Source organism: Ideonella dechloratans, from assembly GCF_021049305.1.
Taxonomy (GTDB): Bacteria; Pseudomonadota; Gammaproteobacteria; order Burkholderiales; family Burkholderiaceae_C; genus Ideonella; species Ideonella dechloratans.
The window spans coordinates 3,008,211-3,022,425 of the sequence record NZ_CP088081.1 but is presented as its reverse complement, the minus strand read 5'-3'; the positions used below and the strand labels follow the sequence as shown (position 1 = coordinate 3,022,425).

At 69.8% G+C, this 14,215-nt stretch carries 9 protein-coding genes and 1 tRNA gene; 2 read left to right on the top strand and 8 right to left on the bottom strand.

Going from position 1 to position 14,215, the window contains the following annotated elements:
• Positions 1–29: 29 nt before the first annotated feature.
• Positions 30–1,331, bottom strand: a complete 1,302-nt coding sequence (hemA, locus tag LRM40_RS14000; RefSeq protein ID WP_151122029.1) for a glutamyl-tRNA reductase — start codon at positions 1,329–1,331, stop codon at positions 30–32.
• Positions 1,332–1,427: 96 nt separating this feature from the next.
• Here hemA and LRM40_RS13995 point away from each other — a divergent pair, with 96 nt between their 5' ends.
• Positions 1,428–1,706, top strand: a complete 279-nt coding sequence (locus LRM40_RS13995; RefSeq protein WP_151122028.1) for a hypothetical protein — start codon at positions 1,428–1,430, stop codon at positions 1,704–1,706.
• Positions 1,707–1,740: 34 nt separating this feature from the next.
• Here the strand turns inward: LRM40_RS13995 and miaB are convergent, their stop codons facing one another.
• From miaB to LRM40_RS13965, 6 genes are all read right to left on the bottom strand, one after another.
• Positions 1,741–3,084: a tRNA (N6-isopentenyl adenosine(37)-C2)-methylthiotransferase MiaB gene (gene miaB / locus LRM40_RS13990; RefSeq protein WP_151122027.1), complete on the bottom strand. Its 1,344-nt coding sequence runs from the start codon at positions 3,082–3,084 to the stop codon at positions 1,741–1,743.
• A 120-nt stretch (positions 3,085–3,204) separates the two neighbouring features.
• Complete coding sequence (locus LRM40_RS13985) at positions 3,205–3,615, bottom strand: hypothetical protein (protein WP_151122026.1); 411 nt, start codon at positions 3,613–3,615, stop codon at positions 3,205–3,207.
• A 98-nt stretch (positions 3,616–3,713) separates the two neighbouring features.
• Positions 3,714–3,790 (bottom strand) — tRNA-Met (locus LRM40_RS13980).
• Positions 3,791–3,842: 52 nt separating this feature from the next.
• Entirely contained in the window at positions 3,843–8,669 is a 4,827-nt protein-coding gene (locus LRM40_RS13975) for a PAS domain-containing hybrid sensor histidine kinase/response regulator (RefSeq protein WP_151122025.1), read from the bottom strand.
• Entirely contained in the window at positions 8,666–9,586 is a 921-nt protein-coding gene (locus LRM40_RS13970) for a GGDEF domain-containing response regulator (protein ID WP_151122024.1), read from the bottom strand. The genes LRM40_RS13975 and LRM40_RS13970 overlap by 4 nt, the downstream gene beginning before the upstream one ends.
• Entirely contained in the window at positions 9,583–11,493 is a 1,911-nt protein-coding gene (locus tag LRM40_RS13965) for a response regulator (protein ID WP_170288757.1), read from the bottom strand. The genes LRM40_RS13970 and LRM40_RS13965 overlap by 4 nt, the downstream gene beginning before the upstream one ends.
• Positions 11,494–11,661: 168 nt before the next feature.
• Between LRM40_RS13965 and ftsY the strand changes: the two genes are divergently transcribed.
• The gene (gene ftsY, locus LRM40_RS13960; protein WP_151122022.1) at positions 11,662–12,753 is read left to right on the top strand and encodes a signal recognition particle-docking protein FtsY; all 1,092 of its coding nucleotides are present in this window, start codon (positions 11,662–11,664) and stop codon (positions 12,751–12,753) included.
• 70 nt (positions 12,754–12,823) lie between these two features.
• On the opposite strand, the gene ffh is transcribed toward ftsY, so the two are convergent.
• The gene (ffh, locus tag LRM40_RS13955) at positions 12,824–14,215 is read right to left on the bottom strand and encodes a signal recognition particle protein (RefSeq protein ID WP_151122021.1); all 1,392 of its coding nucleotides are present in this window, start codon (positions 14,213–14,215) and stop codon (positions 12,824–12,826) included.

Sequence of the window (14,215 nt, the reverse complement as noted above, 5' to 3'; positions counted from 1 at the left end):
GGCGGGCGTGCCAGGCAGCAGGACGGCCGCTAATGCCCGTTGCCGGCCGGGTCGCGCGGGCTGTTGCGCAGGAACAGGCGCGACACCACCTCGGCCGTGTGCTGGCGCTGCTCGCCTTCGGAGGCGTGCAGCTCGGCCAGGGCGCCGTGCAGGATCTTCTGGGTCAGGCCGCGGCTGAGCGCGTCCAGCACCTCGTCCACATCGCCGCCGCGGGCCAGCAGCTTGCGGGCGCGGGCGATCTCGGCCGCACGCCAGTGGTCGGCCTGCTGGTTCAGGGCCTGGATCAGCGGCACGCTGGCGCGCTGGTCCAGCCAGTGGCTGAAGCTCTGCACGCCGGCATCGATGATGGCCTCGGCCTGGGCCACAGCGGCCTGGCGCTTTTCGGTGGCCGTCTGCACCGCCTGGGTCAGGTCGTCCACGGTGTAGAGGTAGACGTCCGAGAGCTGGGCGACCTCGGGTTCGATGTCGCGCGGCACGGCCAGGTCCACCATGAACATCGGGCGGCGGCGTTGGGCCTTCAGGGCCGACTCCACCGCGCCCAGTCCGATGATGGGCAGGCTGCTCGCGGTGCAGGAGATGACCGCGTCGAATTCGTGCAGGCGGCTGGGCAACTCGGCCAGGCGCAGGGCCTGGGCACCGAAGCGCGTGGCGAGCTTCTCGCCACGCTCCAGCGTGCGGTTGGCCACGGCCATCAGCCGGGGTTCGCGGGCCGCGAAATGGGTGGCGACCAGCTCGATCATCTCGCCGGCACCGACGAACAGCACCTTGATCTGGCTGAGGTCCTCGAACAGCTGGGCCGCCAGGCGCACCGTGGCGGCGGCCATGCTGATGGAGTGGCTGCCGATTTCGGTGGAGGTGCGAACCTCTTTGGCCACCGAGAAGGAACGCTGGAACAGCTGGTGCAGCGTGGTGCCCAGGGTGCCGGCCTCGTCGGCGCCGCGCACGGCCTGCTTCATCTGGCCCAGGATCTGTGGCTCGCCCAGCACCATGGAATCCAGCCCGGAGGCCACGCGGAAGGCGTGCCGGGCCGCTTCGCGGTTCTCCAGCACGTAGGTGTGGTCCTGCAGGTGCATCTCGGAGACGCCGCCCCGCTCGGCCAGCCAGGCCAGGGCCGGGCGCACCAGCTCGCGCCCTTGCTCGGGGGTGGCGGAGGCCACGTAGAGCTCGGTGCGGTTGCAGGTGGACAGGATGGCCGTTTCCGGCGTGGCGCGGCGCAGCGCGTCGCGCAGGGCCTGCAAGGAGGGTGACAGCTGCTCAGGCGCGAACGCGAACCGCCCGCGCAGATCCAGCGGGGCGGTGTGATGGTTCAGACCGAGCGCGATGACACTCATGCTGCCAATTATAAAATTCCACTTCCATTCCCGCACCGGCTCCGTCCGGAGCAAATGCGGCGGATTTGACAACCATCAAGCGAGAGGCTGGTCGGCATGGGTCCCTTGGATGCCTTGTGGCACCTGTTGAACTTCTTCGGTCCGGCCCTGGGCGTGGGGTTGGTGGTGACGCTGTTGGCCAAGCTGATCTGGCGGCGTGAGCTCAAGTCGGTGCCTTTCCAGACCCTGGCGCTGTGGTGTGTGGCCGCCGGCGCGATGGTGCTGGTGGCAGGACTGGTGGTCTTTGGCCGGGACGGCCGCATGGTCACCTATGGGGCCCTGGTGCTGGCCGTGGCGCTGACGCTGGGTTGGCGCGGCGGCTTGCTGCGCCGCTGAGCGCCCTGGCTGGCGCCGGCCACTCGGGTGATGTTCAGGCCGTCACGCTGTCGCGCACCAGCACCTCGGCCCGCAGGGAATGCGGGAAAGCCTCGGTGATCGTCACGTCCACCATCTGGCCGATCAGGCGGGCCGGGCCGGCGAAGTTGACGATGCGGTTGCACTCGGTGCGGCCCATCAGTTCTTCGGCGTTGCGGCGCGAGGGCCCTTCCACCAGGATGCGCTGCACCGTGCCCACGCGCGCCGCGCTGATGGCGCGCACGTTTTCTTCCAGCCGGGCCTGCAGGCGCTGCAGCCGGGCCAGCTTCACTTCCTGCGGCGTCTCGTCGGGCAGGGCGGCGGCCGGGGTGCCGGGGCGGGCGCTGAAGATGAAGCTGAAGGAGGCGTCGAAGCCGACGTCGTCGATCAGCTTCATGGACTTCTCGAAGTCCTCGTCCGTCTCACCCGGGAAGCCGACGATGAAGTCGGTCGACAGGCTGATGTCGGGCCGCACAGCGCGCAGCTTGCGGATGATGCTCTTGTACTCGAGGGCGGTGTAGCCGCGCTTCATGGCCGAGAGAATGCGGTCCGCGCCGTGCTGCACCGGCAGGTGCAGGTGGTTGACCAACTGCGGCACGCGGGCATAGACGTCGATCAGGCGCTGGCTGAACTCGTTGGGGTGGCTGGTGGTGTAGCGGATGCGCTCGATGCCGGGGATCTCGGCCACGTACTCGATCAGCAGCGCGAAGTCGGCAATCTCGCCGCTGTCGCCCATGGCGCCGCGGTAGGCGTTGACGTTCTGGCCCAGCAGCGTCACTTCCTTGACGCCCTGGTCGGCCAGGCCGGCGATCTCGGTCAGCACGTCCTCGAAGGGGCGCGACACCTCTTCACCGCGGGTGTAGGGCACCACGCAGTAGGTGCAGTACTTGGAGCAGCCTTCCATGATGGAGACGAAGGCGGTGGCGCCCTCGACCCGGGCCGGCGGCAGGTGATCGAACTTCTCGATCTCGGGGAAGCTGATGTCGACCTGCGGGCGGCGCTGGGCCTGGCGCTGGGCGATCATCTGCGGCAGCCGGTGCAGGGTCTGCGGGCCGAAGACCAGGTCCACATAGGGTGCGCGCTCGATGATGGCCGCGCCTTCCTGGCTGGCCACGCAGCCGCCCACGCCGATCAGCACGCCTTTTTCCTTCAGGTGCTTGACCCGGCCCAGGTCGGAGAAGACCTTCTCGGCGGCCTTCTCGCGGATGGAGCAGGTGTTGAACAGCACCAGGTCGGCCTGCTCCACGTCGTCGGTGGGCTCGTAGCCTTCGGCGGCGCGCAGCACGTCGCTCATCTTGTCGGAGTCGTACTCGTTCATCTGGCAGCCGAAGGTGCGGATGAACACTTTCTTGGTCGTCATGGCGGGGTCTCCTCCGGCGGGCGCCGGGGCGAAGGTCTGCGCGGATGAGTGGCGTCAGACCACGGTCGAAAAGGGGCGAGGCAGCGGCTCAGGAGGCCGCCGGGCCGGCCGGGGCCGGCTTCAGGGCCGGGTCCAGGTCTGGGCCGCGGCGTCGAATGTCCAGCTGCGGGCCTGTTCCAGCGTCATCGGCCAGGGGCGCTTGTCGGCTTCGTCGTCGCGCAGCAGCCAGACATCCAGCACTGCGCCGGAATTCATTTCCAGCGTGTAGTTCACGACGAAGCGCTGGCCGGTCAGCGTGCCGGGCAGCTTCATCATGTTGTCGGTGCCGCGGATGCGTGCGCCCGGGGCCAGCTGGGCCGATTCGCCGTTGAGCAGGATCTGCGGCGGCGCGCTGAAGTTGATCACGCCACGCAGGGCGTTGGCGGGGAAGGTGCGGGCCATCCAGGCCTGGGCGGCCAGAGGGGCCAGCAGCAGGGCGGCAGGCGCCGCCAGCAGGCGACGGCGGGGCAGGCTGGGAACACAGCGGGGCATGGTGTGGATCCAGAGGCTGTGAAGCGAGACCCTGGCCGCAAAGGCCGGGGCCAATGAAAAGGCCCGAGCATTTTGCAATGACTCGGGCCAGTGTGTTCTGGTGGCGCTTCAGGGATTCGAACCCCGGACCTGCGGATTATGATTCCGTCGCTCTAACCGACTGAGCTAAAGCGCCAAGAGCCCTCTACTATAGCACCAGCTTTTTTCGAGTGTCAACAGCTTTGTTGTCAGTCTCCCAGACTGTCGGCCAGCCGGTTCACCAGGACGGCCGCCTGGGCGAATGACAGCCGCTCGGTGGCCTCCTTCAGGGTGGCCAGGTCTTCGGGGGCCATGTGCTGGCGCAGGGCCGGGGTGAGCTCGGCAAAGCGGTCCAGCGCCGCCAGGTCCTGTGCCTCCAGCAGCTCGGCCCAGGCCCGCAGGGTGGCGCGGGTCAGGGCAAGGGGCGGGGCCGGCGCCCGGGCGGCGCGCTCGTCTTCCCGGCGGAGCTCGGCCAGGAAGTGCTCGGACTGCCGGTGCAGGCGGGTCAGGCCTTGCGCCAGGGCGTCCAGGGCGGTCCGCAGCGGCGCGTCTCCGGCGTCCGTGCGGGCCAGCGCTTCCGCCTCGCCGGCCAGTTGCTGAACCACCTTGGCGCCCAGCATGCCGGCGCTGCCTCGCAGCTTGTGCAGACGGGCGGCCAGGGCGGGGCGGTCCAGCCCCGAACGGGCGGGGGCCTCGCGCAGGTCCTGATAGTCCATCAGCAGGCGGTCCAGCATGCGCAGGAAGACCGCGGGGTCGGTCCCGATGCGTTCGGCCGCCTCGCGGGTGTCGACCTCCGGCAGGCGCGGCCAGTGCGACGGCGCGGCCGCCGTGGCGGTCTGGCGCCGCCCCACCGGCCAGGGGCTGCCTTGCCGGTTCTCCACGTGGCGTCGCAGCAGCCGGATCAGGGCGTGGGGGTCCAGCGGCTTGCTGATGAAGTCGTTCATGCCGCTCTCCAGCGCGCGCTGACGCTCCGCCACCAGGGCGCCGGCGGTCAGGGCGATGACGGGCAGATTCCGCAGACCCAGATCCTGGCGCAGGCGTCGCGTGGCCTCGTGCCCGTCCATGACGGGCATCTGGACGTCCATCAACACCGCATGGAAGCTGCCGGGGGCGGCCGCGAGCCGGTCCAGGGCCTCCTGGCCATGGCTGCAGGCGGTGACCGTCGCCCCCTCGCGCTCCAGGATGCGGCGGGCCACCTCCAGGTTGATGTCGCTGTCGTCCACCAGCATGACATGCATGCCGGGCAGCCAGCAGGCCCCGGCCGCGTCCAGGCGGGTGGACTGGGTGACCTTGTCGAGGCGGTCGCTGCGGCGGGCCACGGCCGCGTTGACCGCGTTGAAGAGCTCCGAATGCGACACGGGCTTGCCCACGGTGCCGTCCACCAGTTCGCTGGAGGGCAGCGGGCTCTGGGCACTGAGGATCACCGAAGGGGGCAACTGCTGGCGACCGAACTCCTCGCCCAGCTCCTCCAGCACCTCCAGCGCCGAGGCGTCGGCCAGGTGCAGGTCGGCCACCAGCGCATCCGGGGGCTGCTGGCGCCGCAGCCGGTCCCTCAGGCGCTCGCGCAGCTGGCGTGCCGAGTCCACGGTCTCGGCACGCCAGCCCAGGGCCCGGGCCATGGCGGCCAGGATGTTGCGGTCGGTGCCCAGATCGTCGGCAATCAGCACCTCCAGGGCCTGGTTCATCGGGCGCTCCGCGGGGGGGGCGGCCTCCTGGCCGCGGCCCAGGCGCAGGGGCAGCGTCAGCCAGAAGGTGGCGCCGGCCCCGGGGCGACTGTGAACCCCCACCTCGCCGCCCATCAGCTCGGTCAGGTGGCGCACGATGGACAGGCCCAGACCCGTGCCGCCGTAGCGGCGGGTGGTGGAGGCGTCGGCCTGGGTGAAGGGGGTGAACAGACGGGCCTGCACCTCTTCGGGGATCCCGATGCCGGTGTCGCTCACCTCGCAGCGCAGCACGACCCGTTCGGGGCCTCTCTCCTCGGCGTGGATGTGCAGGTCGATGCGGCCCTGGGCCGTGAACTTGAGGGCATTGCTCAGCAGGTTGGTGAAGACCTGGCGGATGCGCTGCACATCGCCCAGCAGTTCGCGGGGCACCTCCGGGTCGGCCTCCAGGGCCATCACCAGGCCCTTGGCCTCGGCCTGGGGCGCCATCCATTCACGCAGTTCGTGCAGCAACTCGTCCAGCAGGAAGGGCGACTCGTCCAGGGTCATCTCGCCGGCTTCGATCTTGGACACGTCGAGCACGTCGTTGATCACACCCAGCAGGGAGCGGCTGGCCATCTGGATCTTGGACAGGCAGGCGCGCTGCTCGCCATCGAGCTCGGTCTGATCGAGCAGGTAGGACAGGCCGATCACCGCATTCATGGGGGTGCGGATCTCGTGGCTCATGTTGGCCAGGAAGGCCGTCTTGGCGGCGCTGGCGGCCTCGGCGGCCTCCAGTCGCAGCAGGGCCTGGTCGGCCGCGCGGCGGGCCGTGACGTCCTGGATGGCGCCCAGCAGGCGCACGGGCGGGCCGAAGGGGCGCTCGGGCGCGAACTCGGGCTCGCCCACGCTGCGGATCCAGCGTGCCTGGCCGTCCTGGCGGATCAGGGGCAGTTCGAGGTCCCAGCTGCGGCCTTGCTCCGTGGCCTCGCGGATGGCCTGCCGCATCGCGCTGCCCGCCTCGCCCGGGTAGAAGGCCAGGGCCTCCTCCAGATCGGGCTGGTGGTCTTCGGCCACGCCGTGCAGCAGCCGCACCTGCACGGTCCAGTCGAGTTGCCCCGTGACCAGGTCCAGCTGCCAGCCGCCCACCCCGGCCAGCCGCCCGGTGCGCTCCAGCAGGGCCTGGCTTTCCGCCAGCCGCCGCTCGGCGAGCTTCCGCTCGGTGATGTCGGTGCGGATGGAGATGAAGCGTTCGATGCGGCCGTTTGCGCCGACGAAGGGCGCGATGATGCTGTCCACCCAGTAGGGCTGCCCCTGCTTGGTGAGGTTGCAGACTTCGCCATGCCAGGGCTGGCCGCTGCTCACCGTGCGCCACATGGCCTGCCAGAAAGCCGCGGGGTGGTGGCCGGAGTTGACGATTCGGTGGGTCTGCCCGATCAGCTCCTCCCGGGTGTAGCCGCTGATCTGGCAGAAGCCGTCGTTGACGTCGATGATGCGTCCGGCCCGGTCGGTGACCGAGTACAGCGCCTGGGACTTGATGGTGGACAGCAGGGCCTCGTTCTCGCGCAGGGCCTGGCTCAGGCGCAGGCGGCTCTCGGTCAGTTCGGTGACGTCATGCACCAGCACGTAGAAGCCCCGGACCTCGCCGTCCTGGATGTCCGGCAGATAGTGCGCCAACGCGTGGGCCACGCCCTGGCCATCGGGGCGGGGAATGCTGCGCTCGAAGGTCTGGGCCTCGCCCCGCAGCGCCGCCTCGACCATGGGCCGGTTCTGTTCGTAGAGCGTCGGCCCGAGCAGGTCCATCAGGCGCTGGCCGGGCAGGTGGCCGGGGTCCACGCCGAACCAGCGCTGGTAGGCGTGGTTGGCAAAGCGGTTGATCAGCTGGTGGTCCCAGTAGCCGATCATCGAGGGCACCGCGTCGAGGATGGTCTGCAGGTCGCGCCGCGCTGCCTCCAGTTCGGTGGTGCGCTCCCGCACCTCGTCTTCCAGGCGGGCGTTGAAATCGCGCAGATTGCGTTCGATCTGCTTGCGGTCGCGGATGTCGCGGATGGTCTTGGCCAGGCCGACGATCTCGCCGTGTGCGTCGGTGATGGCGGACAGGGTGATGGACACATCCACCCACTGGCCGTCGCGCCGGCGGCATTGGGTGTCGAACGCCGGCAGGCGCTCGCCGGTCACCACGCGCTCGCGCCGTCGGTTCTGCTCCTCCAGGCCATCGATGGGGTCGAGCAGGCGCGCGGCCTGTCGGCCCAGCACCTCGCTCTCCCGGTAGCCGAAGATCATCTCGGCGGCCCGGTTCCAGCTGACGATGTTGCCTTCCACCGTCTCGCCGATGATGGCGTCGCTGGAGTGCTCGATCAGGGTGACCAGGCGCGCCTGCAGGGCCTGGGTCATGATCTTGCGGCGCCGGCTCACCACGGCGATCAGGGCGGCGGCGCTCAGCGCCAGGGACACGACCAGCCCGCTCACCAGCACCAGCCAGGCGGAGGTCAGGTGCAGGCTCTTCGTGAAGGCCGGCGGGGCGGCCAGCGTGATTTCCCACTGTCGGCCGTACACCGGCCGGACGAAGCTCTGGTGCGGATCCTGCGGGCCGACCGCCGGGCCGCTCTGAAAGAAGGGGGCGGGCTCGGCGGAGCCCAGGTCGCGCAGGCGCAGGGCAAAGCCCTCCTGGGCCCAGTGCATGCTCTGCAGGATCTCCCCCAGCGACAGCGGTGCATAGGCCCAGCCGATGGTGGTGGCCTCGCGCGCCTGCGGGCTGTCCTGGGGCGCGTCCGGGCGGTAGATGGGCAGCAGGAAGAGAAAGCTCTGCTGGACCTGGCCGCTGGCCTGAACCAGGGTGATCGGGGCGGTCAAGCGGGCCTGGCCACTGCGCGATGCATCCAGCGCCGCGGCCCATCGGTGGGTCTCCGAGGCGATGTCCAGGCCGATGGCGGCGCGGTTGCTGGCCTCGGGTTCGATGTACTCGATCACCGCCAGCGGGCCTTCATGGGGCGCCAGCTGGTGGATCGTGGTGCCGGGCCCGCGCTCGCGCAGCATGCGGGCCTGCAGGCGCGGCAGTTCGGCGGGCTCGATGCGCCGGATGAAACCGTAGCCTCGGGCACCGGGGAATTCCTGCCGGATGTCCCGCGAGGCGGCATAGACCCGCACGCGGTCGAGATCCAGTTGCCACTCTCCCGCGGTGAGCACGGCGCCCCGCATGCCCCGCAGGCCGTATTCGTAGCTGCGGATGCGCTCTGTGAGAAGGGCGGTCAGCCGCGCCGATCGGTCGACGAACTCGTTTTGCGCATAGGCCCGGTTGCGGGCTTCCCATTGCCAGGCCGTCAGCAGGGACAGCAGTGTCCCCAGCAACAGGATGGCGGCGGGCCAGAGCCAGATCGGGCGCTGCCGGGCGATCATGACGGGGCTACCGCGAAGCAGGCGCGACCGCTGCGCTTGGCGTCGTAAAGCGCCCGGTCCGCGGCTTCCATCAGGGCATGCGAGCCCTGGGGGTTGGCCTGCAGATCCTGCCGCAGCTGGGTGCTGCAGGCCAGGCCGATGGACCAGCTCACGCAGGCGCGATCGGGACAGGCGCCATGGGGTAGCGCCAAGGTGTCGGCGGCCAGCAGCAGGCGACGCGCCACCTCTTGGGCGCCGGCCACGTCGGTGTCCGGCAGCAGCAGGCCGAACTCCTCGCCGCCCAGCCGGGCCAGCAGGTCGGCCGGTCGCAGGGTCACATTGTGCAGGGCCCGGGCGGTCAGGCGCAGGCATTGGTCGCCTGCCGGATGACCGTGAAGGTCGTTGTAGGCCTTGAAATGATCGATGTCGATCATCAGCAGGGACAGCGGCCGCTGGCTGCGCAGGTGGCGCAGCCACTCGGTGACCAGGGTCTCGTCGAAGCGACGCCGGTTGGCCAGGCCGGTGAGCGCGTCCTCGGAAGCGGCGCGGCGCAGGTCGTCGTTCATGCGCTTGAGGCGCAGGTGGGTGCGCACCCGCGCGCAGATCAGCGGTGGCCGCGCCTGCTTGGCGATGAAGTCCACCGCCCCCAGCGACAGGCCGGTCAGCTCTTCCTCGGCGTCGTCGTGCGAGGTGAGGAAGATCACCGGCACATCGGCCGTCAGCGGGTCGCCCTGCAGGGCCCGGCAGACCTCGTAGCCCGACAGTCCGGGCATGCCGATGTCCAGCAGCACCAGATCGGGGACGTGGCGCTGGACCATGCGCAGGGCTTCGGAGCCGTGGGTGGCGAATCGCAGACGGCCCTGCCCTGCCAGGGCGGTCTTCAACGCCGTGATGGAGGCCGGATCGTCGTCGACGATCAGGATCTCCGCCTCCGTCACGCAGGGGTTCCTTGCCCGCCGCCGGGGCGGGTCAGCGGCAGCGCCAGGGTCACGGTCGTGCCTGCTTCCGGGGCCGAGCGCACGGTCAGTCGCCCCCCCATGGCCAGCACGAGCTGCCGGGTCAGCGCCAAGCCGATGCCATGGCCCTGACCGGAGCGCCCCAGCCGGTTGAAGGGCTCGAACAGATGGGCCTGCTGCTCGGGGCTCATGCCGGCCCCCTCGTCCTGGAAGGACAGGGCGGCCGAGTCCCCGTGTCGCGCCAGCCGCACCGTCAGCCGCCCGCCGCTGCGGTTGTACTTGATGCCGTTGCTGCCGAGGTTGAGCACGCATTGCTTGACGCGGTCGGCGTCGCCGGTGATCCACAGGGGTTGATCCTCGACCTGCAGATCGATCTGGACCTGTTGCCCGGCGGCCTGGGTGCCGAGCGCGGGCAGCGTGTCGTGCACCAGGCTGCTCAGCTCGACGGGTTCGGACTGGATCTGGAACTGTCCGGTCTCGAAGCGGTTGACGTCCAGCACATCCCGCATCAGGGCTTGCAGCATCTTGCCGGCGGTGGTGATCTGCTGGAGCCGCTCGGCCTGGGCAGGCGGCAGCGGATGCTGGCTATCGAGCGTCATCAGCTGCGCGAAGCCGAGGATGCCGTTGAGCGGATTGCCGATCTCGTGGGCGAAGTAGGACAGCATCAGCGTCTTGGTGCGGCTGGCGGTTTCCGCGCGCAGCTGGTCGCGGCGGGCCTTCTCGGCGAGTTCCTGACCACGCAGATCCCGCAGCCAGACGGTGGTCAGCCGCTCGCCGTCCTGTCCCAGCTGCACCCGCACCACCTCAACGGGAATGGCGTCTCCCCGCTTGACGGGCAGAAGGGCGCGGCGGGACTGGGCCGCCCCGTCCAAGGCTTCAGCCGGCACCCACCGCGGCAAGGGGTGGCCCAGCACATCCTCTTCGTCAACCTGCAGCAGACGGCAGGCGGCCTGGTTGACCAGCACCACACGGCCCTGCGCGTCGGCGGTCAGCAAGGCTTCCGGTGCCACGGCCAGGATGTCGGCCATGCGATCGTCGCCCAGGCGGCGCCAATGCTCCCGCTCGGCCTGCAGGGCGGCGTCGGCCTGGCGGCGGCTGCGCAGGAGGCTGCGCAGCCGGGCCTGCAGCACCGCCGGGATGAAGGGCTTGGTCACGAAGTCCGTGCCACCGGCCTCCAAGGCTCGCGCCTCGGTCTCCGGGTCGGCTTGCCGGGTGACGAACACCACCGGCACCGAGCGCAGGCGGGGCAGGGCCTGCAGACGTTCGCAGAGCTGCAGGCCGTCCTGGTCGGGCATCAGGATGTCCAGCAGGATCAGGTCGGGAGGATCGGCCCGCGCCAGCTGCAGGGCCTGTTCGCCATCGCCGGCCAGCAGGATGCGGGCGCCCATGCCGTCCAGAGCGCGGCGCATCACCTCCTGCGAGATCGCATCGTCATCGACGATCAGGATGGTGGGGGCGCGGTGTGGCAGTGTGGCGGGGGAGGGCGGACTGTCCTGGCGCGGCAGTGACATGGCCAGGCGCCGGGCCCGCAGCTGTGCCCGGATGCGGGCGATGACCTGGGAGGCCACCGGGGGCTTGTTGACGAAGTCGGCCGCGCCCAGGTCCAGGGCGGCCGCCTCGATGCGGGCGTCGTGGTGGCTGGTCAGGAAGATGACCGGGATGGGGGAGAGGGTCGGGTCCCCCTTGAGGCCCTTGCAGACGGCGAATCCATCGAGCCCCGGCATCTCGGCATCGAGCAGGATCAGGTCGGGGGGGTGTTCACGGGCCAGGCGCAAGGCGTCTGTGCCATTGAGCGCAAAGCGCACACGCCCTTCGTCAGCCAGCATGCGGCCCAGAACCTGCACTGTCTCCGAGTCGTCGTCCACCAGCAGCAGCAGTGGTTTGGACATGGTGCTCCCTTGTTCTTCTGGGGTCGGTCGCCGCATTGTGTAGCGTTTTACTTGGGCATATGCGCCTTTCCAGGGGAAACCCACGACCCGGCATCCCCAAGTTGTTCACGTTTTGGGGTCGTGGAGGTCTTTCGCTGCGAGGGCATGACCCTCAGTGACAATACGGGCATGTTCAGTTTCTTCCGCAAGAAGGCCGCGCCGCCTCCGCCCGTTGCCGAGGCGCCGCCATCGGCCGTGCCGCTGCCGCCGCCATCCGAGCCAGTCGCCGAGGTCGCGCCGGCCGTGCCGCAGGCACCCGGTGAGCCGGTCGTGGCCGTGGCCGCCCCGGCCCCGGCGCCTGCCACCCGTCAGGGCTGGCTGTCCCGCCTGAAGGCCGGACTGGCCCGCACCGGCTCCAGCATCGCCCAGGTCTTCACCGGCACGCAGATCGACGACACGCTCTACGAGGAGCTGGAGTCGGCTCTGCTGATGGCCGATGCCGGCGTGAAGGCCACCGAGCATCTGCTGGCCGACCTCAAGCGCCGGGTCAAGGAGGCCAAGGCCACCGATCCCGCCCAGGTCAAGGGCCTGCTGGTGGACGCCGTGGCCGATCTGCTGGCGCCGCTGGAGGCGGCGCTGACCATCGGTCGCCACCCGACCACGGTGATGATGGTGGTGGGCGTCAACGGCGCGGGCAAGACCACCAGCATCGGCAAGCTCACCCGCTACCTGGCCGAGCACGACGCCAAGGTGCTGCTGGCCGCCGCCGACACCTTCCGCGCTGCGGCGCGCGAGCAGCTGTCGGTCTGGGCCGGCCGCAACCAGGTCGAGATCGTCTCGCAGGAGGGCGGAGACCCGGCCGCGGTGAGCTTCGATGCGGTCAACGCCGGCCGCGCCCGCGGCTGCGACGTGGTGATCGCCGACACCGCCGGCCGCCTGCCCACGCAGCTCCACCTGATGGAGGAGCTCAAGAAGATCAAGCGCGTGATCACCAAGGCCGATGCCGGCGCCCCGCACGAGGTGCTGTTGGTGGTGGACGGCAACACCGGCCAGAACGCGCTGGCGCAGGTCAAGGCTTTTGACGACGCCCTGGGCCTGACCGGCCTGGTGGTGACCAAGCTGGACGGCACCGCCAAAGGCGGCGTGCTGGCGGCCATCGCGCTGTGGGCGCGCGAGCGCGCGGCCGGCCCGGTGCCGGTCTATTTCATCGGTGTGGGGGAGAAGCTCGAAGACCTGCAGACCTTCAGCGCCCGCGAGTTTGCGCAGGCCCTGCTGGACTGAGACCGCACCGCGACCCAGCCATGCAAAAGGCCCCACGCGGGGCCTTTTTCCATGGGGAGACGCGGCTGGCTCAGCGGCCGCCCGGCATGCCCGGGGGCATCATGCCCTTCATGCCGCCCAGGCGCTTCATCATCTTCATGAGGCCGCCGCCCTTCATCTTCTTCATCATGCCCTGCATCTGGTCGAACTGGTTGATCACCCGGTTCACATCCTGAACCTGCACGCCCGCGCCCTGGGCGATGCGGCGCTTGCGGCTGGCCTTGCTCTTGTGGTCCAGCAGCAGCGAAGGCTTGGCGCGTTCCTTGGCCGTCATCGCGCTGATGATGCCCTCCATGCGGCGCATGTCCTTCTCGGCCCGGTCCATGTCCGCCTGACCGGCCTTGGCGGCCATCTGCGCGGGCAGCTTGTCCATCAGGCTGGACAGGCCGCCCATCTTCTTCATCTGGCTGATCTGCGACAGGAAGTCGTTGAAGTCGAAGCCTTCGCCCGACTTGACCTTCTCGGCCAGCTTCTGGGCGGCCTCCAGGTCCACGCCCTTCTGGACCTCTTCGACCAGGGCCACGATGTCGCCCATGCCCAGCACGCGGCCGGCATGGCGCTCGGCGTCGAAGACCTCCAGGCCGTCGATCTTCTCGGAGACGCCGGCGAACTTGATCGGCGCGCCGGTGATCTGCCGCACCGACAGCGCGGCACCGCCGCGCGAGTCGCCGTCCAGCTTGGTCAGCACCACGCCGGTCAGGGGCAGGGCCTCCTTGAAGGCCTTGGCGGTGTTGATCGCATCCTGGCCCTGCATGGCATCCACCACGAACAGGGTTTCGACCGGGTTCAGCGCGGCGTGCAGCTCGCGGATCTCGGCCATCAGGGCCTCGTCGATCGCCAGCCGGCCGGCCGTGTCCACCAGCAGCACGTCGAAGTAGTGCTTCTTGGCGTAATCCAGGGCGGCCAGGGCGATGTCGCGCGGCTTCTGGTCGGGCGCGGAGGGGAACCACTCGGCCCCGGCCTGACCAGTGACGGTCTTCAACTGCTCGATGGCGGCCGGGCGGTAGACGTCGGCCGAGACGGTCAGCACCTTCTTCTTGCGCTTCTCGATCAGCAGCTTGGCGAGCTTGGCGGTGGTGGTCGTCTTGCCCGCGCCCTGCAGGCCGGCCATCAGGATGATGGCGGGCGGCTGGGTATTGAGGTTGATGTCGGCCACGCCCTCGCCCATGGTGGCGGCGAGTTCCTTGTGGACAACCGAAACCAGGACCTGGCCGGGGTTGAGCGAGCCCACCACCTCCTGGCCCAGGGCCTTGTCCTTGACCCGGGCGATGAAGTCCTTCACGACGGGCAGGGCCACGTCGGCTTCCAGCAGGGCCATGCGCACCTCGCGCAGCATGTCCTGGACGTTCGATTCGGTGATGCGGGCCTGGCCGCGCATGGTCTTGACCAGGCGTGACAGACGATCGGTGAGGGTGGTGGCCAT

Bases quoted from the DNA above. Each gene is read 5' to 3' on its own strand.
- hemA (WP_151122029.1), bottom strand. From the start codon at position 1,331: ATGAGTGTCATCGCGCTCGGTCTGAACCATCACACCGCCCCGCTGGAT.
- LRM40_RS13995 (WP_151122028.1), top strand. From the start codon at position 1,428: ATGGGTCCCTTGGATGCCTTGTGGCACCTGTTGAACTTCTTCGGTCCG.
- miaB (WP_151122027.1), bottom strand. From the start codon at position 3,084: ATGACGACCAAGAAAGTGTTCATCCGCACCTTCGGCTGCCAGATGAAC.
- LRM40_RS13985 (WP_151122026.1), bottom strand. From the start codon at position 3,615: ATGCCCCGCTGTGTTCCCAGCCTGCCCCGCCGTCGCCTGCTGGCGGCG.
- LRM40_RS13975 (WP_151122025.1), bottom strand. From the start codon at position 8,669: ATGATCGCCCGGCAGCGCCCGATCTGGCTCTGGCCCGCCGCCATCCTG.
- LRM40_RS13965 (WP_170288757.1), bottom strand. From the start codon at position 11,493: ATGTCCAAACCACTGCTGCTGCTGGTGGACGACGACTCGGAGACAGTG.
- ftsY (WP_151122022.1), top strand. From the start codon at position 11,662: ATGTTCAGTTTCTTCCGCAAGAAGGCCGCGCCGCCTCCGCCCGTTGCC.
- ffh (WP_151122021.1), bottom strand. From the start codon at position 14,215: ATGGCCACCACCCTCACCGATCGTCTGTCACGCCTGGTCAAGACCATG.